General features: G+C 39.7%; 21 protein-coding genes. 3 read left to right on the top strand and 18 right to left on the bottom strand.

The genetic code is table 11. From position 1 onward, the window contains the following. Positions 1–93: 93 nt before the first annotated feature. The 10 genes from AC1M89_RS04890 to hcaE all read right to left on the bottom strand — a co-directional run bounded on the left by AC1M89_RS04890 (position 94) and on the right by hcaE (position 11104). Positions 94–1119: a substrate-binding domain-containing protein gene (locus tag AC1M89_RS04890; RefSeq protein ID WP_481608860.1), complete on the bottom strand. Its 1026-nt coding sequence runs from the start codon at positions 1117–1119 to the stop codon at positions 94–96. Positions 1120–1472: 353 nt separating this feature from the next. Continuing rightward, complete coding sequence (locus AC1M89_RS04885) at positions 1473–3005, bottom strand: pyridoxal phosphate-dependent decarboxylase family protein (protein ID WP_481595949.1); 1533 nt, start codon at positions 3003–3005, stop codon at positions 1473–1475. 3 nt (positions 3006–3008) lie between these two features. Then, positions 3009–4382, bottom strand: coding sequence for a diaminobutyrate--2-oxoglutarate transaminase (locus tag AC1M89_RS04880; protein WP_481591392.1), 1374 nt, complete (start codon positions 4380–4382; stop codon positions 3009–3011). A 432-nt stretch (positions 4383–4814) separates the two neighbouring features. Continuing rightward, a complete protein-coding gene (locus tag AC1M89_RS04875; RefSeq protein ID WP_481608824.1) occupies positions 4815–5720 on the bottom strand; it encodes a DMT family transporter in 906 nt (301 codons plus the stop codon). Positions 5721–5808: 88 nt separating this feature from the next. Further along, entirely contained in the window at positions 5809–7038 is a 1230-nt protein-coding gene (gene hcaD, locus AC1M89_RS04870; protein WP_481608823.1) for a 3-phenylpropionate/cinnamic acid dioxygenase ferredoxin--NAD(+) reductase subunit, read from the bottom strand. A 4-nt stretch (positions 7039–7042) separates the two neighbouring features. Next, entirely contained in the window at positions 7043–8008 is a 966-nt protein-coding gene (locus tag AC1M89_RS04865) for a 3-carboxyethylcatechol 2,3-dioxygenase (protein WP_481591390.1), read from the bottom strand. Between the two features lie 69 nt (positions 8009–8077). Further along, positions 8078–8893 carry a 3-phenylpropionate-dihydrodiol/cinnamic acid-dihydrodiol dehydrogenase gene (gene hcaB / locus AC1M89_RS04860; RefSeq protein ID WP_481613988.1) on the bottom strand — a complete coding sequence of 272 codons (816 nt, stop codon included), beginning with the start codon at positions 8891–8893 and terminating at the stop codon, positions 8078–8080. Positions 8894–8895: 2 nt separating this feature from the next. Then, complete coding sequence (gene hcaC, locus AC1M89_RS04855) at positions 8896–9222, bottom strand: 3-phenylpropionate/cinnamic acid dioxygenase ferredoxin subunit (protein ID WP_005181999.1); 327 nt, start codon at positions 9220–9222, stop codon at positions 8896–8898. Next, positions 9222–9740 carry a 3-phenylpropionate/cinnamic acid dioxygenase subunit beta gene (hcaF, locus tag AC1M89_RS04850; RefSeq protein WP_035267127.1) on the bottom strand — a complete coding sequence of 173 codons (519 nt, stop codon included), beginning with the start codon at positions 9738–9740 and terminating at the stop codon, positions 9222–9224. The genes hcaC and hcaF overlap by 1 nt, the downstream gene beginning before the upstream one ends. Next, entirely contained in the window at positions 9737–11104 is a 1368-nt protein-coding gene (hcaE, locus tag AC1M89_RS04845; RefSeq protein ID WP_092767097.1) for a 3-phenylpropionate/cinnamic acid dioxygenase subunit alpha, read from the bottom strand. The genes hcaF and hcaE overlap by 4 nt, the downstream gene beginning before the upstream one ends. A 281-nt stretch (positions 11105–11385) precedes the next feature. Between hcaE and hcaR the strand changes: the two genes are divergently transcribed. Continuing rightward, a complete protein-coding gene (gene hcaR / locus AC1M89_RS04840; RefSeq protein WP_481595945.1) occupies positions 11386–12285 on the top strand; it encodes a DNA-binding transcriptional regulator HcaR in 900 nt (299 codons plus the stop codon). Between the two features lie 334 nt (positions 12286–12619). Here the strand turns inward: hcaR and AC1M89_RS04835 are convergent, their stop codons facing one another. The 5 genes from AC1M89_RS04835 to AC1M89_RS04815 form a co-directional block, all read right to left on the bottom strand. Beyond that, positions 12620–13480, bottom strand: coding sequence for an alpha/beta fold hydrolase (locus AC1M89_RS04835; RefSeq protein WP_035267132.1), 861 nt, complete (start codon positions 13478–13480; stop codon positions 12620–12622). A 262-nt stretch (positions 13481–13742) separates the two neighbouring features. Beyond that, a complete protein-coding gene (locus AC1M89_RS04830; RefSeq protein WP_481593471.1) occupies positions 13743–15035 on the bottom strand; it encodes an OprD family outer membrane porin in 1293 nt (430 codons plus the stop codon). 396 nt (positions 15036–15431) lie between these two features. Next, complete coding sequence (dmpG, locus tag AC1M89_RS04825; RefSeq protein WP_092767099.1) at positions 15432–16451, bottom strand: 4-hydroxy-2-oxovalerate aldolase; 1020 nt, start codon at positions 16449–16451, stop codon at positions 15432–15434. Positions 16452–16462: 11 nt separating this feature from the next. Next, positions 16463–17359, bottom strand: coding sequence for an acetaldehyde dehydrogenase (acetylating) (locus AC1M89_RS04820; protein ID WP_035267137.1), 897 nt, complete (start codon positions 17357–17359; stop codon positions 16463–16465). Positions 17360–17384: 25 nt separating this feature from the next. Continuing rightward, positions 17385–18182 carry a 2-keto-4-pentenoate hydratase gene (locus tag AC1M89_RS04815; protein ID WP_481608822.1) on the bottom strand — a complete coding sequence of 266 codons (798 nt, stop codon included), beginning with the start codon at positions 18180–18182 and terminating at the stop codon, positions 17385–17387. Between the two features lie 543 nt (positions 18183–18725). Between AC1M89_RS04815 and AC1M89_RS04810 the strand changes: the two genes are divergently transcribed. Then, positions 18726–19427, top strand: coding sequence for an SIMPL domain-containing protein (locus AC1M89_RS04810; RefSeq protein ID WP_481591387.1), 702 nt, complete (start codon positions 18726–18728; stop codon positions 19425–19427). 52 nt (positions 19428–19479) lie between these two features. Here the strand turns inward: AC1M89_RS04810 and AC1M89_RS04805 are convergent, their stop codons facing one another. Further along, positions 19480–20574, bottom strand: a complete 1095-nt coding sequence (locus AC1M89_RS04805) for a fatty acid desaturase family protein (protein ID WP_481613987.1) — start codon at positions 20572–20574, stop codon at positions 19480–19482. A gap of 12 nt (positions 20575–20586) precedes the next feature. Then, complete coding sequence (locus AC1M89_RS04800; RefSeq protein ID WP_481613986.1) at positions 20587–21657, bottom strand: flavin reductase family protein; 1071 nt, start codon at positions 21655–21657, stop codon at positions 20587–20589. Between the two features lie 139 nt (positions 21658–21796). Between AC1M89_RS04800 and fabR the strand changes: the two genes are divergently transcribed. Beyond that, positions 21797–22477 (top strand): HTH-type transcriptional repressor FabR, encoded by a 681-nt coding sequence (fabR, locus tag AC1M89_RS04795; RefSeq protein WP_481595942.1) that lies wholly within the window; start codon positions 21797–21799, stop codon positions 22475–22477. Positions 22478–22519: 42 nt separating this feature from the next. Here fabR and AC1M89_RS04790 read toward each other — a convergent pair whose 3' ends face one another. Continuing rightward, a complete protein-coding gene (locus tag AC1M89_RS04790; RefSeq protein WP_481608819.1) occupies positions 22520–24226 on the bottom strand; it encodes an AMP-binding protein in 1707 nt (568 codons plus the stop codon). Positions 24227–24247: the final 21 nt, after the last annotated feature.

Here is a 24247-nt window from a genome sequence, read left to right as displayed (position 1 = left end):
TCCACTGTCTTTTCAATTTTCATGGTTTGAAAAAACTTTTTTCAATGAAAAAACCAATGGCAGGATAATTCCTGCCATTAGTTTGTCGTTTGATTACTTAACAGCTTTACCTGCTTTAAAGTTTGCCAAAATTGATGCGCGTTCTTTGTCAGAGAGTGAAATTAAGCCCGCTTTTTCTAACTTAGAACCTTTACCTGAAACACGCTTATTTAAGAAATATTCAGTAAACTGTGCTAAACCTTTGATTGATTTCAAGTGTTCACCTTTTACATAGAAGAATAATGGGCGTGATACAGGGTAAGAACCATTTAAAATCGTGTTTTCAGACGGTGCCACATTGTTCACAGTTGCAACGCGTAAACGGTCACGGTTTTGATCATAGAAACCTAAACCAAACACACCAACAGCACTTGGAGAAGTCTTTAAGCGTGCAAGTGTTTCTGTATAGTCACCCGCAATTTCCACAACACGACCATCTTTACGGAACGTTGTGCAAGCTTTCTTTTTGGCATCTTTATCTAAAGCTTTAATAGCAGCATACGATTCACAACCAGCGTCCACCATTTTCTCCTGGAAGACTTCACGTGTACCATGATTCGAAGCTGGGATTACAAGCGTGATTGGCTCATTTGGTAATGATTTATCAATTTGATTCCAACGTGTATATGGGTTTTTTACCATTTTACCGTTTGAAGGCAATTCAGCTGCCAAAGCTGCAAATACATGTTGTGGACGTAATTTATAAGCTGCTTTGTTAGCATTTGAAGCAAATACGATACCGTCGTAACCGATTTTAATTTCTAATACTTGGTTAACGCCATTTTTCTTACATTCAGCCAATTCGCTCGATTTAATTGCACGAGATGAGTTAGCAATATCGATCGTATTGTCGCCAACACCATTACAAAATTGTTTTAAACCACCCGACGAACCGCCTGAACCAACTACTGGTGTTTTAAATTGAGGGAAGTTATTACCGAATTCTTCAGCCACAATACTTGCATATGGCAATACTGTAGAAGAACCCGCAATTTGAATTGTGTCACGTGCTGCATTTGCGGTTGTTGCTACAGCTGCCCCAGAAAGTGCTAATGCAATTGCAATATTTGTAAAGCGCATCATGTTATCTCTCAATTTATGCAAATTTGGAGTACGCTACTTTTTATTGAAGTATTGTACTTATTTCGATACATGCATTTTGATTTGATAATATGACAATAAGGTTACAGCTTTATTACGATTTTATTATTTTTATTACACCAACCTGCTTATTTATTTTTTAATTATATTTCAACAATTTATAATAATTACGGTTAAATACTGATGTTTTTATTACCTACTTATTCTTTAATAATTATCTCCCTAATTCTGCATAAAGATTTTTTCAATCATGATCTAAAAATATGTCAAAGTTATGAATTTTTAATATCAAAAAAGCGCTCAATTGAGCGCTTTTTTTTTAAAACAATCTATTAATCGATTGGTGGCGTATATGTACCATCAGCAATTGAAGCTTTGATGCGATCAGACTCAGCCAGTACAAGCGCAAGCAAGTTCTTCACATTGTCTAAAGTTGCTACTGGACTTAAAGTTGTCATTTTCAATGATTGAACCTGACCGACTTTAGTCACACCAATATTCGCTTCACCACGTGCAAACAATTCATCCGCAACGTTTTGGTTCAATGTATCGAGTAATTCTGTTGGGTAACCTTCAGGAATTACACGGAACAAGACTGATGCAAATTGTGGCTCAACCAATAACTCTAAACCGTCTGTTGCTTTAATATAATCTGCAACATCACGCGTTAAAGTCACACCGTGGTCAATCATAGAGCCGTAAAGCTCTTCACCGAGTGCTTCAATCGTCATCCACAATTTCAACGCATCAAAACGACGTGTAGTTTGTAGAGATTTAGAAACAAGGTTTGGTACGCCATGCTCTTCATCATAAGCAGAGTTTAAGTATTCCGCTTCATAATGCATAAAGCGATAGTTCGCTTCATCTTTAAGTAAGAATGCACCACAAGAAATCGTTTGGAAGTAATGCTTATGGAAATCAAGTGTGATTGAATCAGAAAGCTCGATACCATCTAACAAATCACGGTGATTATTAGATAGGATTAAAGCACCGCCCCATGCTGCATCGATATGCATCCACGCGCCGTACTTGTTGGTGATTTCACGGACTTTCTTTAAAGGATCAATTGCACCCGCATCGGTAGTACCTGCAGTTGCAACCACACATGCCACAATTTTGCCTTCATTTTGAAGGTGTGCCATGGTTTTCTCTAGTGCATCCATGTCCATACGCGCATTTTCGTCGACAGGCACAGTCACTACAGATTGGAAGCCCATTCCCATCATCGCCATGTTCTTTTGCACAGAGAAGTGAGCATTTTCAGAACAAATGACTTTAACGTTTCGCATCGCTTCCGCAGGTACGCCATCACGCTGAACAGACCACGGATTGCCGTTTTCGTCTTTCCAGTTTTTCGCGATACATGCATCACGTGCAAGCAATACACCCATCAAGTTTGACTGCGTACCGCCAGAGGTGAACACACCTGCTTGACCTGCACCATAACCAACTTTTTGACGAAGCCAATCGATCAACTGAACTTCCATCAATGAACCTGCAGGGCTTTGATCCCATGAGTCCATCGATTGGTTAGTTGCGTTAATGAGTACTTCTGCGATTTGGCTAGTCACCATAGTAGGACAATGCAAATGCGCTAAAGAATGAGGATGATGTACTTTTAAGCTCTTATTAAGGAATAGCTCAACCATACGCTGTAATGACTTTTCCACACCCAATCCTTCTTTAGAAGGATTAAATGCAATTGCACTGCGTAGCTCTTTAATGCTACCGCCTGTGTACATTTTGTCATTTTGTAACCAAGCTGCTACTGCTTGAGTTGCCTGATCCATTGCTGACGTATAGTCAGCAATGGATGCAGCATCATTACAGAGCAAAGCTTTACGGTGTTCTGCAAAATCTACCATGAATTAAGCGCCTCGTACCGCAACTAATGCTTCAGAAATTGCTTTCTTAAAGCGCACAATTACTTCTTCACATTCAGCTTGGTTAATAATTAATGGGCAAAGTAGACGAATCACTGTACCGTTACGCCCACCCTTTTCTAACAACAATTTGTTGTTGAAACACGCTGCTTGGATTGCAGCAGCCAATTGACCATCTGCAGGAAGTGAACCCATATGGTCAGCAGGTTTACGCTCATCAACGATTTCGATACCGATCATTAAACCGCGGCCACGTACATTACCGATACATGGGAATTCTACAGCTAATTTCTTCAATTCAGCTTGAAGGAAATCACCGCGCTCTTGTGCGTTTTGCGCAAGATTTTGCTCTTTAATCGTTTTGATCGTAGCAAGACCAGTACCCATAGCCAATTGGTTACCACGGAAAGTACCCGTGTGACCTGCAGGCTGCCAAGCATCAAACTTACGCTTAATACCAAGTACTGCAAGTGGTAAGCTTCCACCTACTGCTTTCGACATCACTACAACATCAGGTTCGATACCCGCATGTTCAAAGGCAAACATTTTTCCTGAACGCGCGAAACCAGCTTGTACTTCATCAAGAATTAAAACGATGTTGTGCTTTTCAGTCACTTCACGAATTTTTTTCAACCATTTCACAGGTGCTGTAACCACACCGCCCTCGCCTTGAATCGCTTCAAGGATAACTGCAGCAGGCTTAGTCACACCGCTTTCAACATCTTCGATGAAGTTTTCAAAGAAATAAGTAAGCGCGTCAACACCCGCTTCACCGCCTAAACCTAGTGGGCAACGGTATTCATGTGGATACGGCATGAATTGAACGCCTGGCATTAAACCATTCACAGCGTTTTTAGCAGACAAATTACCTGTCATTGCTAATGAGCCGTGAGTCATACCATGGTAGCCACCAGAGAAGCTGATCACAGTGCCACGGCCAGTATATGTTTTTGCAAGTTTAATTGCTGCTTCTGTACCATCTGCACCAGATGGACCACAGAACTGTAGGCAGTACTCTTCTTTACCACCCGGTAATTCAGCAAGTAAAGCTTCAGTAAAAGCATCTTTTAAAGGTGTCGTTAAATCCAAAGTATGTAATGGAAGACCACTCGCTAAAGTGTCTTGAATACTTTGAATGACCGCAGGATGATTATGGCCTAAAGCCAATGTTCCTGCCCCAGCTAAACAATCGAGGTACTCTGTACCTTCAACATCAGTAACCCAGCAACCTTGTGCTTTTGCTATCGCTAACGGCAATTTACGTGGATAGCTACGAACATTAGATTCCATCTGACTTTGGCGAGTCAAATAGTATTCGTTAGTAGAATTAGGTGCAGGATTTACAGAAGAAACGCTCATATCGAATTACCATCTCTGATATGGGTTAATAGAAATAAGTCGGGTGACTTGCGGTCCTTTGACTCGGTGCTTTATAGAGTTCTAGTTAGCCTATTGTGTAGAGTTATAACTAGAGGGCGCGATGATAACGAATTTTGAAATAAAATAAATAGATTTCTATCGTTTTCACCAGCAGATTCTAAAATATTAATGTGACAAATTGATAACTTGTATAGATTTCAAACTGTACCACTTCTATTTTAGATAAGTTTGAACTTGAGCTAAAGTAAAACAGTCCAAATTATGCAAAAAATGTTCAATTTTTTTTGCTGATTTGAACTGACTTTTTCAGTATTCCTAAATTCGAGCTTGGGCTAAAGCATAGTTTTGTAACATTATGAATCTTATATATTCATGTAGTTGTACGTGTGTGATTAAAACCACTTTTTTCACTCATTTTTTTAAGAATAGTTTCAAGAGCTCTCGATTAAAATACATCAGCAACCCCATCATCACAACGACAATCCCCCACAAGGCGTCATTATGAATAATTTCATTATTTAAGGATGCCCCCAAAACTAGGGCGATGACTGGCGTCATGACATTACTCAAAGACACTGTCGACGCTGCTAAGCGGCGGATTAACCAAAAATAGCACAGCATCGCAACAATTGATGACATGATCATTGTGAACAAAAAACCCACCATCGCTTGCGTACTTGGTAGCACAGTTGGGATTTGTTGCCAAATGAATGGAATGATTAAGAGTGATCCTAAAGCTGAAAAGATTAATGAACCTGTTGCCTGACTCATGGGGCTTAAAGGTGCATTAATTTGTTTGACCCAAAAAATTGAACTGATATACGACACCATACTGATCAGCATCAGAACCACACCCCAAGGATTGACTCGCTCATCTGCAGATTCTGCAAAAACAAATGTGAGACCCAATACGGCAATGACCATTCCACTCCATTGTAAAATAGACAACTTATGTGTTTTTAGGATGAGATGTCCAATGAGACCTGCAATTAATGGCGAAAATCCGAAGATCAGTGCCATTAAGCCTGACGTTAAATAATTTGCTGCTAAGTAGATAAATAACTGCGCACCTATTAAATTTAGGCTACCAGCCACATAACTTTTCAGCGATACATGATCAAACGGGAGTGGATCACGCATCATTTTGAGCAACGCCAAAGCAATTATAGATGCACCAAAGTATCGAATGATGAGCACCCACATTGGATGAATTTCTGCAACACTCCATACAATGGCAAGTGGTGTTGCAGCCCATATCAATACCAATAAGGCATATATACTCGCAACGACCATTATATTTGAGGAACTAGAATTCATAATTTGCTCAAAATTAAATCAATATTTTCTTAGGCACATAAAAAACAGACCTAAGTTACCCTAGGTCTGTTGCACAATCTCACCAAGTTTACTTCACAAGTTTACGAAGGTCTTGGCTAAGATCTAAATATTTATCTGCTTCAAATGCAGCTTGTTTGCTAATCAATTTTTTAAGATGACGCATTTCTTTAGCCGCATTTACCGTAATACCACCAACAATAATACCGTCAGTCACACCGAACAATACAAATGAAGATTCTGCACGTAGCTCAGGATTGATTTCACCACGTACTAACCACTCAGCTGCTGCCATATCACCTACGAATTGGTAGTTAATGTCCAACTGATCTGTCCAGAACCATGCTGGATTAGGAGTAGGATGTTCTACACCCATCACATGGCGTGCAAAGATACCTGCTTGAAGATTGGCATTTTCCCAAGTCTCAACACGACGGTGGTTACCACAGTCACGAAGTTGAGTTGCCACATCACCTGCCGCATAAATATCAGCATTCGAGGTTTGGCAATTTTCGTTTACTTTGATCGCGAGATCAACGTCAAGACCAGCATCAACTGCCAACTGTGCATTTGGCACAATACCGATACCGTAAACCACAGCATCCGCACGAAGTTCTTCGCCATCGGCTAAAGTCACCACAATTTCTTCGCCATCAAGCTTGCAATCTGCAATTGAAGTTGAAAGACGAACATCCACACCTGCCAATTTTTGCTGTTCAAGCAAGAATTCACTCAAGATGCGTGGCGATGAACGCCCCATCACCATTGGTCCCATTTCAATGACAGTGACTTCACATTCTTTGAAACGTGCAGATGATGCAAGCTCAAGACCGATTACACCACCACCAATCAGGATGATACGTTGACCTTTTTGTAACACTGATACAAGGGCTTGTGAATCTTCAAGATTACGCAGCGTGTAAACATGTTTGCCAAGTGCATCGAAGTTTGGAAGACGACGTGCTGCACCGCCAGTTGCAATCAGCAATTTGTCATAAGCAACAACATCACCATTTTGAAGTTCGACAGTTTTGGCTTCAGCGTTGATTTTCACGACACCATTACCGCGAATTGCTGTCACACCAAGATCTGCTAATTTTTCTTCAGATAAAATTTCAATCTTGGTTTCTTCAGGTTTTAAAATCACGTCTTTAGACAGTGGTGGACGCTCATAAGGAAGATGCGTTTCATCACCAATTAATGTGATTTTACCTTCATATTTGTTTGCACGAAGCTCAAGGATCGCACTTGCGCCTGCTTGACCCGCACCAACGATGACGATGTTGTTTACATTGCTCATGGGATTAACCTTTTAATTCCGCAGATACGATACCGAAGCCCGCAATCCACTCACTAATATCTTCATAGCAGTGAGTTGTCATTTCATACTCACCAACTTCGCTCAGTGCAGCAAATGCTGCCATCCAGCAACGCACTTCTTGACCACCACGACCACCTTCGACACGAATTTCTGCCTCAGTCATCGCTTCCATTGCAGCAAAATCTGCTTGTTTAAATTTCTCAAGCAATGCAATATCCCACTCAGGGCTCAGCGGTACTGCAACTGATGTATCTCCAGCAGCAAGTTTCTGACCAACTGCAATAATTTTCGCTTGACGCGCATTACGTGCTTCTTCAGTTGGATTACGGCCAGCAATTAAAAACTCTTCAACTTCTGGTGGCACTGAACCCATTTGAGGTGTTGGTGGATCATGAGACAAACCACCTGTACCCAATACAAGTACACGCTCATTTTCAAGATTAAGTGACTTAATATATTGTCCAACCGCACGGCCTAAAGCAATGGTACGCTTTGTGGTTGGCATTGGTGCGGCAGCGCCATTAATAAATATTGGAATCGTTTTATAACGATCAAGTTTTCCATCACAAAGGAAGTGTAATGGTTGAGTCACACCATGGTCAGCCTGCATACGATATGAGTATGCAACATCAACACCTTCATCTAGAACTTGACGCACAAGTGCCAAAGCCTTGTCTTCAGGAACATCGATTTTATTGTCAATTTTACCGTAATCCCAGTCACCAGCAGCCGTAGCACGGATACCGACACAGAAACTTGGCATAAGGTCGTAGAAAAAACCGTTAAAATGGTCTGGACCAAAAGTAATGATCAGTGTTGGATCGTAAGCTTTTACTTCAGCAGATAATTGTTCAAAAGCAGCACGTACTTTTTGCTCTTTTGACTGATCTTGAGGTGAAGCAAATTCCATTAAAGGACTGTGCGAAGCACAAATAAGTTTAACGGCCATGAGAGACTCCTTAAAAGGAAGGCAGCCTTAGAACAGGCTGCCGATAAGTCCATTTTTTTAGACTAGATTTTATTCGTCAAAGAAACCAGCACGTGGTTGACGTAGACCACGAATACCCAAACCACATTCTGCATTGATCAGAACACCAGTTAAAGGTCGGTTATTTTGACGAGATGCCAAGAGCACATAAGAACCTGTCATTTCTTCAGGCTCAGGTAAGAAGTTCAACGGCATACCACGCGCGATTTTCTCAGGATCACGCGCATCTAAAAGACCTAGATTTTCTTGGCCTAATGATGCAGCACCTTTAATGTTTACATTCATACCTGACGGCGCAACAGCATTCACACGAACTTTGGGTGCAAGCTCGTACGCCAATTCCTTCATGATGCCTACGCCAGCATGCTTAGATGCTGTGTAAACTGGACCACCACCCGCAGAATATAATGCTGAGTTAGATAGTGTGAAGATTATCGAACCTTCAGATTTTACTAACTCATCAAGTGCAGCTTTAGCACCTAGAATTAATGCTTTCGTATTAATTCCCATGATTTCGTCAAACGCTTTATCAAGTTGCTCACCTGAAGAATTGACGATATCTGCGTAGTGATCCCAGATTCCTGCATTACCAATAAAGCAATCAAGCTTACCAAAACGCTCAACAGTTGCTTTTACAGCACGGACATTGTCTTCATAGTTGGCAACATCACCAGCGATTGCAACAATTTGATCACCAAAGCGTTCTTTTAAAGCATCGACTTTAGATTGTGAACGTTGTAACACACCAACGTGTGCACCTTCTTCAAGGAAGCGTTCAACTAAAGCCCAACCTAAACCAGAACCACCACCTGTGATCAGTGCAACTTCGCCTTTAAGCCAACCCATGATTACTCTCCTGCCATCTCAACGTATAACGCACCATCTTCAACAATCACTGGGAAAGTTTGAATTGGATCTGTCGCTGGTAAACATAATGCTTGACCGGTTTTTAAACAGAAGCGAGCTGAATGCAATGGGCATTCGACAGTGCCATCGTCTTCAAGATAACCTTCTGACATTGAAGCATTACCATGAGAACAACGGTCATTCATTGCGAAGAACTCACCACCATTGTTAAACACTGCAAGCGCATCGATACCGTTAACGCCGCAATCTACTTTCAACGCTTCGCCTTCGTCTAATTCGTCAACTTGGCAAACAAAAATCTTATTCATTAGAAGAATACACTCAGGTTGTGAGAGTTATAGGTAACTTGATCAAGCGTGATCTTACGGTTGAAAATTTGGAAGCCTAGGCCACCTTCAACTTTACGGATCTTGTCATGACGTTTACCACAGTAAATCGTGACATCTTTCTCTTTTTGTGTACGGTACAAAAGATATGTAACGTATACATCGTATTCGCCTTCCACTTCAGTAGCTTCTACGATCACGTTACTCACCATATGAGTTGTACGTGATGGAGGCTCTTCAGCCCAAGCCATACCTGTTTCAAGACGAGCAACACGACGCTCTAAAAGATCTTTCGTATCATTGAACACCCAAGTTGTAGGTGGTTCAATTGAACGACGACGGTCACGTGTTTGAGCATTTGGTGTTGTACGTAGCGTGTAAGAAATATCTTCAGCTAACGTATCTAACCAGTCGCGGAATTTCCAATCGTCAAGCAATTTCGCTTCACGATAGAGGAATTGGCTAATTTGATGGTGAAGTTCTAAACTCACTTGACTCATTTCATAAGCTCCTTCTCATATTCGTCAGCTGCTTTCTCAACATCTTCCCATTTTTCATGGATTAGCAAGTCTGCCCAACGACGGTACATGCCGCGTGCCGCAGTTTCTGAGAAAATGTAGTTGGTGATACCAGGGATACCATCTTCACGAATTTTCTCGTTGCCAAGACCCATTTCCATAATGAGTTTGTTTTGACGCGCTTTGTAACCACGTAATACTTTTTGAATTTCGATCCAGTTTTCAGAGTCATCTTGCTCTAAGAAACCAGCTGGACCAAATGCACGTGTCGCAGAACGTTCAAACGCTTCTTTCACTTCTTGTGACGCTTCAGCATCCGCAATACAGAACGCCCATACTTCAGTTTTGTTTGGACCACGTGGGTGCCATACGCGAAGTGTTGCTGTACCGTTTAACCAAGACAATGTTGGGAACATAGTGTTATGACCAGCAAGACGTAACGCACGAATTTCACCAAGACGCTCTTTAACTTCTTCGTAAGTTTCGCGGAAATAGTTCGCTACTTCACCATCAACCCATACGTTTGCATCTGGTTTCTCTGTAAAGAAGAAGCCTGAACCGTGACCACGTGAACCATATTGGATCGCGTCTTTCGCAGTTTCCCATACAGGACGTGCAGTTTGCGCAGCACCTAATTTCTTAGTAGATTCGTCATCAGGTTTAGCACCTAATACTTGAATCGCAGATGCGTGAGAGAACAATGCATGATATTGGTCAGATGCAAACTGTTCAGCCGCAAATTTCCAGTTACATTCGATTTCCCACTTATGAACACCACCGATGATCTCAGTACCACCTGGACGACGATCTAATACGCCATCTAAGTACCAAGCGATATCACCCATGTATTCTTCAAGGTCTGGAGTTGTTTCATCCCAACAACCGAAGATTAAGCCTTTATAAGACTTCACACGGTTTACTTCGATCAAACTCCACTTCTCTTTACATGCGCCTTGAGGGAATGCACGATCTTCAAGAGGAATATCTTTAAGAGAGCCGTCTACGCCATAAGACCAACCGTGGTATGGACATGTAAATGCACGAGTGTTACCGCAGTCAGCAAAGCTCACGCGCATTGAACGGTGACGACATTGGTTTAACAATGCTTTGATTGAACCGTCTTTTTGACGTACCACGATGATCGGATCTTCACCCATATAGGTATTGAAGAAATCACCAGCCTTTGGAATTTGGCTTTCATGGCAAAGGAATAACCATGTACGACCGAACACACGTTCAAGTTCTAGTTCATAGATATCTGGATCTGTATAAATAGATGGCGTGATACGTCCATTTTGTGCATCGACTAAAGCATCGATTTCGCGCACATCAATTTTCCCACTCATGAAAAGCTCTCCTGTGACTAAATTAGACACAAACTAATAGACTCAACTTTGCAGAGATAATGAGTTTTGAACGAGTTTTGGGGAAATATTTTTTTTGTTTGAATCAAGATGTTTTATCGATAAATTAATCAATCGCTGAATACGTGAATTTTACCATATTTTAATAATAACGTTGATATTTCAATATGCTCAGCCCCACTTCACCGAATATCCATTTGTGAACTATACTCGCACTTGATCATATTTAGACATTATATGAATCAATCTTTGGATGATTTTTTATGGAACTACGACACCTACGATATTTCATTGCTGTGGCAGAAGAACTCAACTTCACCAAAGCAGCCTTGCGCCTTTATACTGCTCAGCCATCATTGAGCCAGCAGATTAAAGATCTTGAAGATGAAATTGGCGTCCCTTTGCTTTATCGTACAAAACGTAAGGTAGAACTCACTGAGGAGGGTCAAGTCTTCCTTGAACAAGCTCGCCTCACGATAGCCCAAGCAGACAAAGCAGTCGCAATGACTCGTCAGATTGCCAAATCTAAACAGCAATTGTTACGTATCGGCTTTGTTCCCGTCGTTGAAATGAAAATTTTTCCTTACGTTCTCCCTAATCTTCGTGTTCAAAACCGGGATTTAAAGATTGAATTGTTAAGCTTAAACAACTCCGATCAGTCAAAAATGTTAAAAAAAGGCGAAATTGATATCGCTTTTACTCGTCAAAATCTATTTAGTGATGAAATCGAAAGTCAATTTGTTTTACGAGAACCTTTGATTTTCTTACTCCCCAAAGATCATCCACTCGCTAAATACGATCGCATTCCAGTAAAAGAGCTCGATGGAATCGATTTCATTATTCCTTCTGAACAGCAATCTCAAACCCTAAATAAGATCATTCTAGATTTTGCAAAATACCATCAAATCAATTTAAATATTGTTCAAACTGCAGACAATATCCTCTTTAACATTAATTCTATTGGCATGAACCTGGGCTGTACTTTTCTACCTGGATATATCGCACCACTGACGATGAACAACACCGTGATTCGCCCGCTAGACGTGGAATTACCTTCAATCGATTTATTTGCAAGCTATAGAAAAAGTACTAACTCAGAAGGCGTCAAAAAATTTATGGACTTATTGAGCTCTGTTTTTTACCTTGATATTAATCGTCATTAATTAATTTTTTTTCAAATTAATGATCACCGTTAAACATAGCGGTGATTTTTATTTTTTATTTCAACCATCAGTCTTAGACTTTAGTCTAATAAAGTTTTACGAATATCATCATAAATTGTATGAATTCAGGCTTTAGAATAGACTAATTTTTAAACAACCCATTAACTAACTAGACTTGCCCTACCACTTAAGTCTAATGAATTAAAACAGATCAATGCTCAATATTGATTATCAATATGCAGATTTAAACGTATTAAACACATGTTCTGTATTTTCAGTTTTAAAAAAGAGGATGATTAAATCATCCTCTTTTTTAGTTTTTTAGGATCTGAAATTATTTAACACCATGAACTGCTAGATAATTTTTGATCACCGTATTAAATTCTTCTGCTTTTTCAACTTGTGACCAGTGACCGCACTGACTGAAAATATGTGCATCAGCATTAGGAACGATATTTAAAATGTCCCAAGTACGAGACACAGGAATCACCACATCTTGAGTACCATGAATCAATAATACAGGAACTGTAATATCTTTCATTTTTTCAAAGTCTAATGGGAACTCGAAACGATCACGGTCACGCGCACCCACAACATCCATTAAACGATCAGATGCATAGTCATTCGCCGCAGAATCAAAACGTACTTTTACCAGCTCATCTGTAATTAAGTCTTTATTTACAACGAACATTGAAAGTGTCTTACGAATACCTTCTTCTGTTAAAACTGGGTTTGCATGCGCTTTTAGGGCTGCAGTTTGTTTTGCACCACCTGTACCCATTGAAACAATACCGAGTACACGCTCTGGATAATCAAGTGCCAATTGGAATGCTAACCAACCACCTAGCGAATTACCTACTAACCATGTTTTTTCAATACCAAGTGCATCAAGAGTACGAATTGCATGATCAACCCATGCACGGATACCGTATTGAGTTCCTGGTGCAACGACAGTTTGACCATAACCAATGGTATCAATTGCGATACAACGCGCTTGCTCACCAATTGCAGGTAAATTCAACCACCAGTTAGCAGCTGCTGATACACCAGTACCAGAACCATGAAGGAATAAAATAGGCGTGCCTTCACCAATTTCATGATAATGGGTTAACTCACCTTCAGCAGTTTCGATCCATTTATCTTCTAAACCAAAGAATGAATCCGTTTTATATTCTGGAATTTGAACAGTGCTCATCATAGTCCTCTAACTGTCTATAACTGATCATATATTTGTGAAACAATCATCAGTTGATGTTTACAAATGATAGTTTTACAGTCTTATATTAACTGCTCTGTACCTTTCAACTGATACAAATTTACGATTGCATCCATCTTTTTACCAATTAAATAAATTACTGTTTTTTCTTATTTTTTTAAAATCAATATTCACCCTCTAATATGACTTGATAAGATCTCGATATGATCCTTGCTCATCATATCGAGATCAATTTCATTTTTTAGAATTTATAACTATAACTTAACGCCACACGATGCTCTTCTAAATCACTCAAGGTACCTGGAACATTGATGTTGTTATAATTAGTATCAATGAACATATAGTTGAAACCAAGACCTTTATACTTACCTTCTGGCACAACATAGTTCACGATGATGTTATTTTCATTCTCGCGACCTCGACCTGGTGTTGCCGTATCAATATTCCAACCTTGGAAATGACGTACAGTGGCAGATAATCCTGGTACACCCATTTCTTTAAAATTATAGGTATAACCTACACTCCAAGATTTCTCATCCTTACGGATAAAACTCGCGACTGACCAGTTATCTAAATAAGGTTGTGGCACCCAACCACCCAATGTTGGGAATAGTGTCGCTTTATCTCCATGCTCGCCAAACATCTCTTGATAACCCAATTGAACAGTATGCATACCATGATTGACTTTCGCCCCCATAGAAATTGCTTGGCTATCAATTTCACCAAAAAGTTTATCGCCAGTTTCACTGTTATCGAAGTAACGAATATGTGCATCTAAATTCGTTTTTTCATCAAGTTTAGTTTTATAGCTTGCAGCAACATAATGTTGCTTGAAGATGTCAGTTAAATCAGCGAACCAATAACTACCACCAATCTTTGATGTAAACTGGTGATCAACACCAACAATATACATTCCATCATCAGTTGTGAGACCTTGAGCTTCTGCCTTCGCAAAATCATTGTTTGGGAATAAGGTCAAATCTTGATACTGATTATCGTAACGCGCATTAATACCATCAATATAAGCTAAGGTTAATTTAGTATCCTGAATATCTTTCGACTCTAACCATGCACCACTATAAGTAGTTAATAATTGGCGTGATGGATCGAAGAAAATAACTGGTGACATCGGCAATAAATCACCTACTTTAAGTTCAGTTTCAGAAACTTTAACTTTTAAAGTCGCACCGAATTTAGCATTATCGCGTTCTGTACGACCTTGACTGTTATCATATGGCATATGAATGTCATTTACAGAATCACGCGATTTCAATCCAATTGCATATTGAGCCAAGAGATCTGCACCAACTTGAATGCCTGCACCAATATCGTGATAACCCGATTTAGCATCTAAAGTGATTGCTTGCGTCCAGTTACCATAATCTAGATTTGGTGCTGTATCGTAATTACGTTCTAAATAGAAATTTTTAAATTTAAGCTGAACATTTGAATCAGCCACAAAATTCGCGTGAGCAGCAGTTGTCCCTAGAGTTGTTGCAGCAATCATTGCTAGCCATAATTTTTGATGACGCATGGCTTCATCCTATACTCAAATCAGCGTTGATGAGCATATTGCTAAATTGTGCACTCTGAAGAAATCAGACTAGAGTCTAAAAAAAATTTAGACTTTTCCGATGAAAAACAATACTTTAAAAACTCTCATTGTTATAAACAATTAATAATTGCTCAGTAACTAAGCAAATTAACTTTTACTATGGATAATTTATTATATTTTAATATCTTACAAATTAACCCAAAAGCATTTTGCCATTTATTTAATAGTTTTTAAGTTTAACAATCACGATACGCTCTACACCAAATCACTCAATATAAGCACCCAAACATCTCACGCAATTGTTTTTTTATATGTATCTTTTCTAAATTCATAAAAAAAGCACTCCTAAGAGTGCTCTTTCAAATCACTTTTAAATTATGCGTTAAGTTCTTTTGCTTTAGCCATAGTCAAAGCTAGATCTTCAATCATGTCTTCCTGACCACCAACAGTACCACGGCGACCAAGCTCCATTAAGATTTCACGCGCAGATACGCCATATTTCGCTTCAGCACGTTTAGCGAACAATAGGAATGAAGAGTAAACACCCGCATAACCTAAAGTAGCTGCATCACGGTCTGCACGAATTGGGTTGTGCATCATTGGAATCACGAGATCTTCAGCAACATCTTGTACTTTGAACAAGTCAACGCCTGTGTCCATACCCATACGATTTGCAACAGCGATGAACAATTCAAGTGGTGTGTTACCTGCACCCGCACCGAGACCTGCAGATGCCAAGTCAACACGTACCGCGCCTGCTTCAACAGCAGCAACAGTATTTGATACACCCATACCTAAGTTGTGGTGACCGTGGAAACCCAACTCAATGCTTGGGTCCAAGTGTTGACGTAAGTGTCCAACGCGATCAATTACATCTTGAGGAAGCATGTAACCTGCTGAGTCAGTCACATAAATACAGTTTGCACCGTAAGACACCATCTTCTTCGCTTCTTCTAAAAGACGCTCTGGAGATGCCATGTGAGCCAACATTAAGAAGCCCACTGTGTCCATTTCTAATTTACGCGCAGCGGTGATGTGCTGTTCAGAACAGTCAGCTTCAGTACAGTGAGTTGCAACACGAATCGTTGATACACCGATTTCATGTGCCATTTTCAAGTGGTCAACCGTACCGATACCAGGAAGAAGAAGTGCAGAAACTTTTGCATTCTTCATACGCGGTACAACAGCAGACAAGTATTCTTCGTCAGTCGCAGCAGCAAAACCGTAGTTTACTGATGAACCACCAAGGCCGTCACCGTGAGTGACTTCAATTAATGGTACGCCTGCATCATCAAGTGCTGTTGAAATTGCAATCATTTGCTCAACAGTCGTTTGATGGCGCTGCGGATGCATACCATCACGTAAAGTCATATCATGAACAATAATCTTAGACATGCGGTTGCTCCTTAAGCTTCTTCTTTGTTGAATACGTGTTCAGCAAACATTTCTGCTGTACGAGCAGCTGCAGCTGTCATAATGTCGAGGTTACCTGCATATTTCGGCAAGAAATCACCCAAACCTTCTACTTCCAAGAAGATAGAAACACGGTTACCATCAAAAATTGGACCATTTACAAGTTTGTAACCTGGTACATATTTTTGCACTTCTTTAATCATCGCGTGAACTGATTCAGTGATCGCAGCTTGATCTGGCTCACCTTCAACAAGACAGTGTACTGTGTCACGCATCATAAGTGGTGGCTCAGCAGGGTTAATGATGATGATCGCTTTACCTTTTTTCGCACCACCAACTTTCTCAATAGCACCCGCAGTTGTACGTGTGAATTCGTCGATGTTTTTACGTGTACCAGGACCTACAGATTTTGTAGACACAGTCGCGATGATCTCACCATATTCAACAGGTTGAACACGTGAAACTGCTGCAACCATAGGAATTGTCGCCTGACCACCACACGTTACCATATTCACGTTAGGCACTTCACCTTCTGCAAGTAAAGCTTCTAAGTTCACAGGTGGAACACAGAAAGGACCAATTGCAGCAGGTGTTAAGTCAATCATCAGTACACCAAGTTCATTTAACTTGCGGCTGTTTTCAGCATGTACATATGCAGACGTTGCATCAAAAGCAATTTTGATATCATCTTCAATGACGTGAGGAAGAAGACCATCAACCCCTTCTGCAGTGGTTTTTAAACCCATTTTCGCAGCACGAGCAAGACCTTCAGAAGTAGGATCGATACCCACCATCCAAACTGGCTCTAACCATTCGCTACGTTGAAGTTTGTAAAGCAAATCAGTACCAATGTTACCTGGTCCGATCATTGCACATTTAATCTTTTTCATTAACGTACTCTCTCAAAATTCCGACTTATTCAGCAGCGAAAGCAGCAGTCACTGAACCAAAGCCTTCAATCTCAACTTTGAATTCATCACCTGGGTTTGCTACAACCATAGGGCCTAATGCACCTGTTAAAATAATGTCACCAGCTAACAATGGACGACCACGACGTACCATTTCATCAGCAAGCCAGACAGCTGCATTTAAAGGGTTTGCTAAGCAAGCCTTACCAACACCTTGAGACACGACTTCTTCACCACGTGTCATGATCATTTTACAATTCACTAGATCAAGGTTATCGAGTTTTACAGGACGTGAACCCAATACAAATGCAGCTGAAGATGCATTATCTGCGACAGTGTCAATCAAACTGATCTTCCAGTTTTCAATTCGACTATCCACCACCTCAACAGCAGGAAGTGCATAATCAGTCGCGCTGATAATGTCAGCATAAGTGTGTTTTTCTTTCGTTAAATCTTGTTTGATCACCAAAGCGATTTCCGCTTCTACTTTAGGTTGGATCAATAGACCTGCAGGAATCACCTCTCCATCACCATAAGCCATGTCTGCAAACAGCATACCGAAGTCAGGTTGATCTACACCGAGTTGTGCTTGAACCACTTTTGATGTCAAACCGATTTTACGCCCAACTAAACGACGACCTTCTGATAAGGCACGCGCTGTATTCACTTCTTGTACAGCGTAAGCGATATCTACATCAGCAGCTTCACCACCCAACGTTGGGCGAATTGGTGCGATTGCACTTTGTGATAATTCAGCAGTTCGTAACGCTTGTGCTACTGATTCAACTACAGCAGAATTAGACATCAAGACTTCCTTCAACTTCATTCGATGATCTATTTGACCTTAGGAAATTGCTTGAAAACAACCTTCTAAAGGACAAATTCTTTTAGAGAGATACCTGCATCTCTGATGAGAGCTAGAATGGAAAAATCTTGACCTATATGCCAATACTTATTTTCTTTATGACAATAGTTTCAGACTATAAATAATTTATCAAATGAAGACACTATCTTATTGTTTTACATGTTTTTAAAATTTTATTATTTAAATATACAGAATGTTTAATCTATTTCTAATACTACTTATTAGACCATTGATAATAGAATTATCCATGAATTACAAATTATTAATGCACTAATCCAAAGACAAGTTATATTCTTTTATTGTTCAACTACAATTCAATTAAAATACATTTTAAAAGCCTTGTTAAGGCGACTTAAGTCGTAAAATCGGTGTTGAATATTACAATTGCTACTATCTCATCACCAAATAATCACATTTTCTCTCCATCAAAAAAGATTAGAATATTCTGTAGAATATTCATCAGGTGAAGATACAGAGATAACAATGAAATTATTAAAACTGCCACTATTGATCTTAGCTACCGGGATTAGCTTTTCGGTACTTGCTGACACAGAACCTAAAACTAATATTATTAATCTTCAAGCAGACGCTTCTAAACAAGTCTCTAATGACGAAATGCACGCCATTCTATTTATTGAAAAAAGTAATAAACAGCCTGCACAACTTTCAACACAAATGACCCAATTGATGAATCAGGCCATCAACATCAGTAAAAAATACCCCCAAGTTAAGGTCGAAACAGGTTCTCAGACCACTTACCCTGTCTATGACAACAACAATTCAACAAAACTGAAGGAATGGCGCGGCCGCGCTGAAGTGAATATTGAAAGCAAAGATTTTAAAGCAGCGAGCCAATTAATTAGCGAGTTACAACAAGATTTTCAAACACAATCGATTAATTTCACTGTTTCCACTGAAAAACGAAAGCAGGTTGAAAATGAGTTATTGACTGAAGCCACGCAAAATTTCCAACAGCGCGCTCAGGTTCTCACTAAAGCTTGGAATCGTTCTAGTTATAACTTGGTTAACTTGAATATGAACACCAATAATTATTCACCAAGACCATTGGCCATGGCACGTGCCGCAATGGTTGTAGAGAGTGCACCCGTTGCAGACTCACAAAATATGGCTGCTGGAGAATCAACAATCACAGTCAATGCAAATGGATCAATTCAATTAAAATAGTTTGCTATTAAAGTTCAAAAAGCCACTCAATAAGTGGCTTTTTTTAATGATTTTACTTTTTAAATGGGAATGCATATTTCACAATACGCCCCAAAACCTGACCATATTGTTTAAATAAACTCGCATTATTATAATTCAAGCCGTATTTTTCACACACCGCTTTCACTTTAGGCCCCATTTGACGGTAACGTCGAGCAGGAATATCTGGATAAAGATGATGCTCAATCTGATGACTCAAATGCCCCGTCAAAATATGGAATCCTTCAGAACCTGTGAGATTAGAAGACCCACGAATTTGACGCATATACCAATGGCCACGGCTTTCATTTTCTAAAACTGACTTCGGGAAAACTTCCACATCCTTGGTGAAATGACCGCAGAAAATAATACTGAATGTCCAAATATTACGAATACTATTAGCGACTAAATTACCTGTTAAAACGGGTAATGCTGCAGGACCTGCAATGAGTGGGAAAAAAACATAATCTTTAAATAACTGTTTCCCCATTTTCTTTTTCATCGGGTTCAAACGTTGTTGAAATTCTTCTTTGCTCATGCGCCCTTTTAAGCGCTTACCAATTTCTAAGTTCTGAATCGCTACACCCCACTGGAATAACAAACAGAATGGAATACTGTAAAGTGGTTGTAATAAATATCCTTTTTTCCAGCGTTGCTCTGGGAACAAACGAAGAATTCCATAACCAATATCATCATCCATACCTTTAATATTGGTATAGGTATGGTGTTTGTAGTTGTGGGTTTGGCGCCAATCATCAGATGTGCCGACGATATCCCATTCGTAAGTTGTCCCTTTAAATTTAGGGTCGTTCATCCAATCATATTGACCATGCATCACATTATGGCCCAACTCCATGTTTTCCATGATTTTGGCAAAACCAAGCAAGCCTGTGCCTAAAAGCCATGCTGGAGGAAACCAGCCAGCAAATAAGCATGCACGTCCAAGGATTGAACTGTAGCGAATCGCTGCATACACTCGCTTAATATACTTTTCGTCTTTTTCACCTAAATCATCAAGAACTTCCTGCTTAATTGCATCAAGTTCACGTGCGAGTTCATCAAGTTGTGCATCAGTGAGTTCACGATTTTTTGGGTTTTTGAAATATTGTGCTTGAACTGGCATATTCATGATTATTCTCGCTTATAGGTCGATAGTGAGATCAGACTGAGCTGAATTGATACAGATTTTGAGCAGATTTCCAGGCTCAGTATTTTCTGCACCATTGACGAGGTTTTTAGTTGCACCTTGCGCTTTATGGCATGCACATTTATTACATACCCCCATGCGGCAACCGTGCTGTGGGCGAATATTTTGTTGCTCTAAACTTGCAAGTATTGATTGTCCCTTTGGAATCGTGACGACCTTATTTGATTTCGTAAGTGTGACCTGAACAAAACCAGTTTCATCACTAATGAATGGTTCAACACTGAATGCTTCACCTTTAAATTTATGAACACGAGTATCAGTTAGTTGTTCAGCAACTTGCACAAATCCTGCTGGACCGCATGCATAAACCGTATATTGATCTAAGGATTCGATAGCAGTTAAATGAGAATCTTCTAAACGGGAATCAGCCACTTCATCTTGAGTGGTAAAAAATTTAACATTAAAATTTGAGTGTTGATTCGCCAAAGCAATCAACTCTGTTTGAAATGCTAAATCTTCTGTTTTTTTTGCCCAGTACATCAATTTAACTGGCTGAACTAATTTTTTTTCTTGCTGCAATAATGCCTTGATTAAGCTGTACATTGGAGTAATACCACTCCCTGCGGCCAGCATTAATAGAGGTGTATTTACACTTCCAAGTGTCATATCTCCATAGGGTGCACCAAACTCAACAATATCGCCTACCTCAGCCATATCGTTAATCCAAGAACTGACTACACCCTGATCGACTTTCTTAGCAGTCAACAATACATGTTGAGTGTCGATTTTGGTCAAACTATAGGTACGTTCAAAACAACGACCTCGTGTCGTGACAATAACTGGATGATGTTGCCCTGCTTCACCAAACTGAAATTTTCGATTAACCGCAATTTTTAAGCTGACCGTATCATTTGCAACTTGTGTACGTTCAACAATTTTGCCTAATGATTGATTCACCGACCAAATTGGATCGATCTTTTGCAACCAAAAATTGGCAGCATTCGGATCAAATACAGCATTTACTGCGGATCTAATCAAATTTTTAGGTTGCTTAACTGCTTGCATTATGGGCTCATCACAGTGGGTTTAGAATTATTATACACATGTATATATATTTGTATAGACACTTGTATATCATCTATTGATTTCCATATCCTGACACAGAGCGATATAATGCAACTCTAACTGTAAACATCTGATATTTATGAGCAGCTCTACGATTCCCCTTTCTCCTCTGCATGCCAGTGAATCCGCATCCATTTTGGAGCATCCAACTGCACGTACAGTCGGAAGAAAAGCCACAATCACGAAAGAAGAATTATTCCAAGCTGCTCTCAACCTTATCGGACCTCAAAAAAGCATCGCATCTTTAAGCTTACGCGAAGTTGCTCGTGAAGCAGGAATCGCCCCCAACAGCTTTTATAGACATTTCAAAGATATCGATGAACTTGCCATTGAATTGATTGATCGCTCAGGTATTGTTTTACGTCAAATCTTGCATCAAGCCCGCTTAAAAGCAGTTCGTAATTCAAGTATTGTGCGTAGTTCAGTTGAAGTATTTATTGAACAGTTAGATGCTGACGAAGGTAATCTGAGCTTGTTGTTACGTGAAGGTTATACTGGTTCTGCCTCTTATAAAGAGGCGGTTGAAAAACAGCTCAATTACTTTCAGCAAGAACTCATGGATGATCTTGTTCGCCTTGAGCAAAATAACCCTCATAAAATCAAGCATCCAGAATTAGCTGCAAAAGCGATTACTCAATTGGTATTCACTATGGGTGCTAAATTAATCAACATGCCACACGATGAAAGAAAAGTTGTAGCTGAACAAACGATGACGATGATCCGAATGATTTTAGAAGGCGCACGTCATCTGAAAGAATGAATATTGAATGTAAAAAAGCCCTTCAGTTGAAGGGCTTTTTTATTACTTTTCCCAAATTACTTCTTTATTTTGAGCAACCCAAGTTGGAATAAATGCTTCGTACTTCGCCTCAATTTTATTACGCTTAATCTTCATAGTCGGCGTCAACATATCATTATCCATCGTCCACAAATCCATGATGACCACAAAGAATGCAATTTTTTCATGCGGTTCAAGCTTTTCATTAATTTCATTCTTCAACTCAATTAATTTTGCTTCGATATCATCACGTTTATTATCTTGCTGTAATTTATTGCGAATTTCTTCTGCCAACATCACAAAGGCGATCGGCTGTTTATGGCTTGCACCACCAACACAGACAGATTCAATCATTTGGTTATTACCAATCTTTTGTTCAATTGGTACAGGCATTACATACTTACCTTTCTGAGTTTTAAAGATGTCCTTTACACGTCCAGTAATTTTTAGACGGCCAGTCGCATCAATTTCACCCATGTCACCTGTTCTTAAATAACCATCCTCAGTCAAATCTTCAGCTGTTTTTTCTGGGTTTTTGTAATAACCCAACATTGTTCCTGGGCTTCTGACTAAAATCTCACCATTCTCATCAATCTTGCAGTCTACTCGTGCTTGAACATGTCCGACATATCCACTCATATATTCACCCATACGTGTGATATGCGAGTATCCACAGTTTTCTGTCATTCCATAAACTTCAAGCAACTCTAAGCCCAAATTACGATACCATTTAATAATATCTACGGGTAAAGGTGCAGAACCCGTTAAAGCATAACGAACATGATTCAAACCCAATTTTGCCAAGAGTTTTTGCTTAATCTTATTGCCCAAGAATGGGATTTTAAACAACACGTTTTGTACATTAAGTGGAATTTTTTCATTAATCCCCAAATAAAATTTGGTCCATAAACGTGGCACAGAAAAGAAGATCGTTGGTTTTGCACGATTAAGATCCTCAATAAATGTATCTAATGAATTAGCAAAATAAACGGTAAAACCACAAATCATGACGGATGATTGAATAAATACACGCTCTGCAACATGCGCTAGCGGCAAGTAAGATAAAGCACGATCTTTTTCTGAAACACCAAACGTAGATTTCAGCTCACTCGCAGGTGAGAGCAAGGTCTTATAACTTTGCATAACGCCCTTAGGTAGACCTGTACTGCCCGAGGTATAAATAATGGTCGCAAGCTCATCCTCGTTTGGAAAATAAGGCTCACTGGTTGGTGCTGTTTTCGCAGTGATCTCATCCCATGTTGGCGCATTATAGTCAGGTGCCAATGGCAATTTAATACAATGCATATCTTGCGGGATGATTTGTTTCACATCGTTCCAACTGTCTCCAATACCATCCAATTTACCGATAAACAAAGCCTTAGTTTCACTATGATCTAGAACATATTTGGTTCCTTCACCATTGAGAGTCGTATATAAAGGAACCGACACATGACCTGCCATCCAAATTGCAAGATCTGCCATAATCCAATGCGCACTATTCTTACCAAAAATTGCAATCTGAGAACGACCAGGCAAATTCAAAGATTGTAAATAAGCAGCCATTTTTTTGACTTGACTGGCCACTTCTCCCCAAGTGTATTTAATCACCTGACCATTTGGTAAAGGCTGAACCAAGAAATCTTGGTTTGGCGATTTCTTTTCCCAATACATTAAATAGTGAATATGAGTCGGTAAAAACTCAAATTGGTTGTTGTTCTGATTTACTTCCATGTGTAATGACTCCCAATAACG

This window comes from Acinetobacter sp. ANC_7635 (assembly GCF_056779945.1).
Note: the sequence above shows the minus strand (reverse complement) of the source record. Positions and strands in the feature narration are given on the sequence as shown.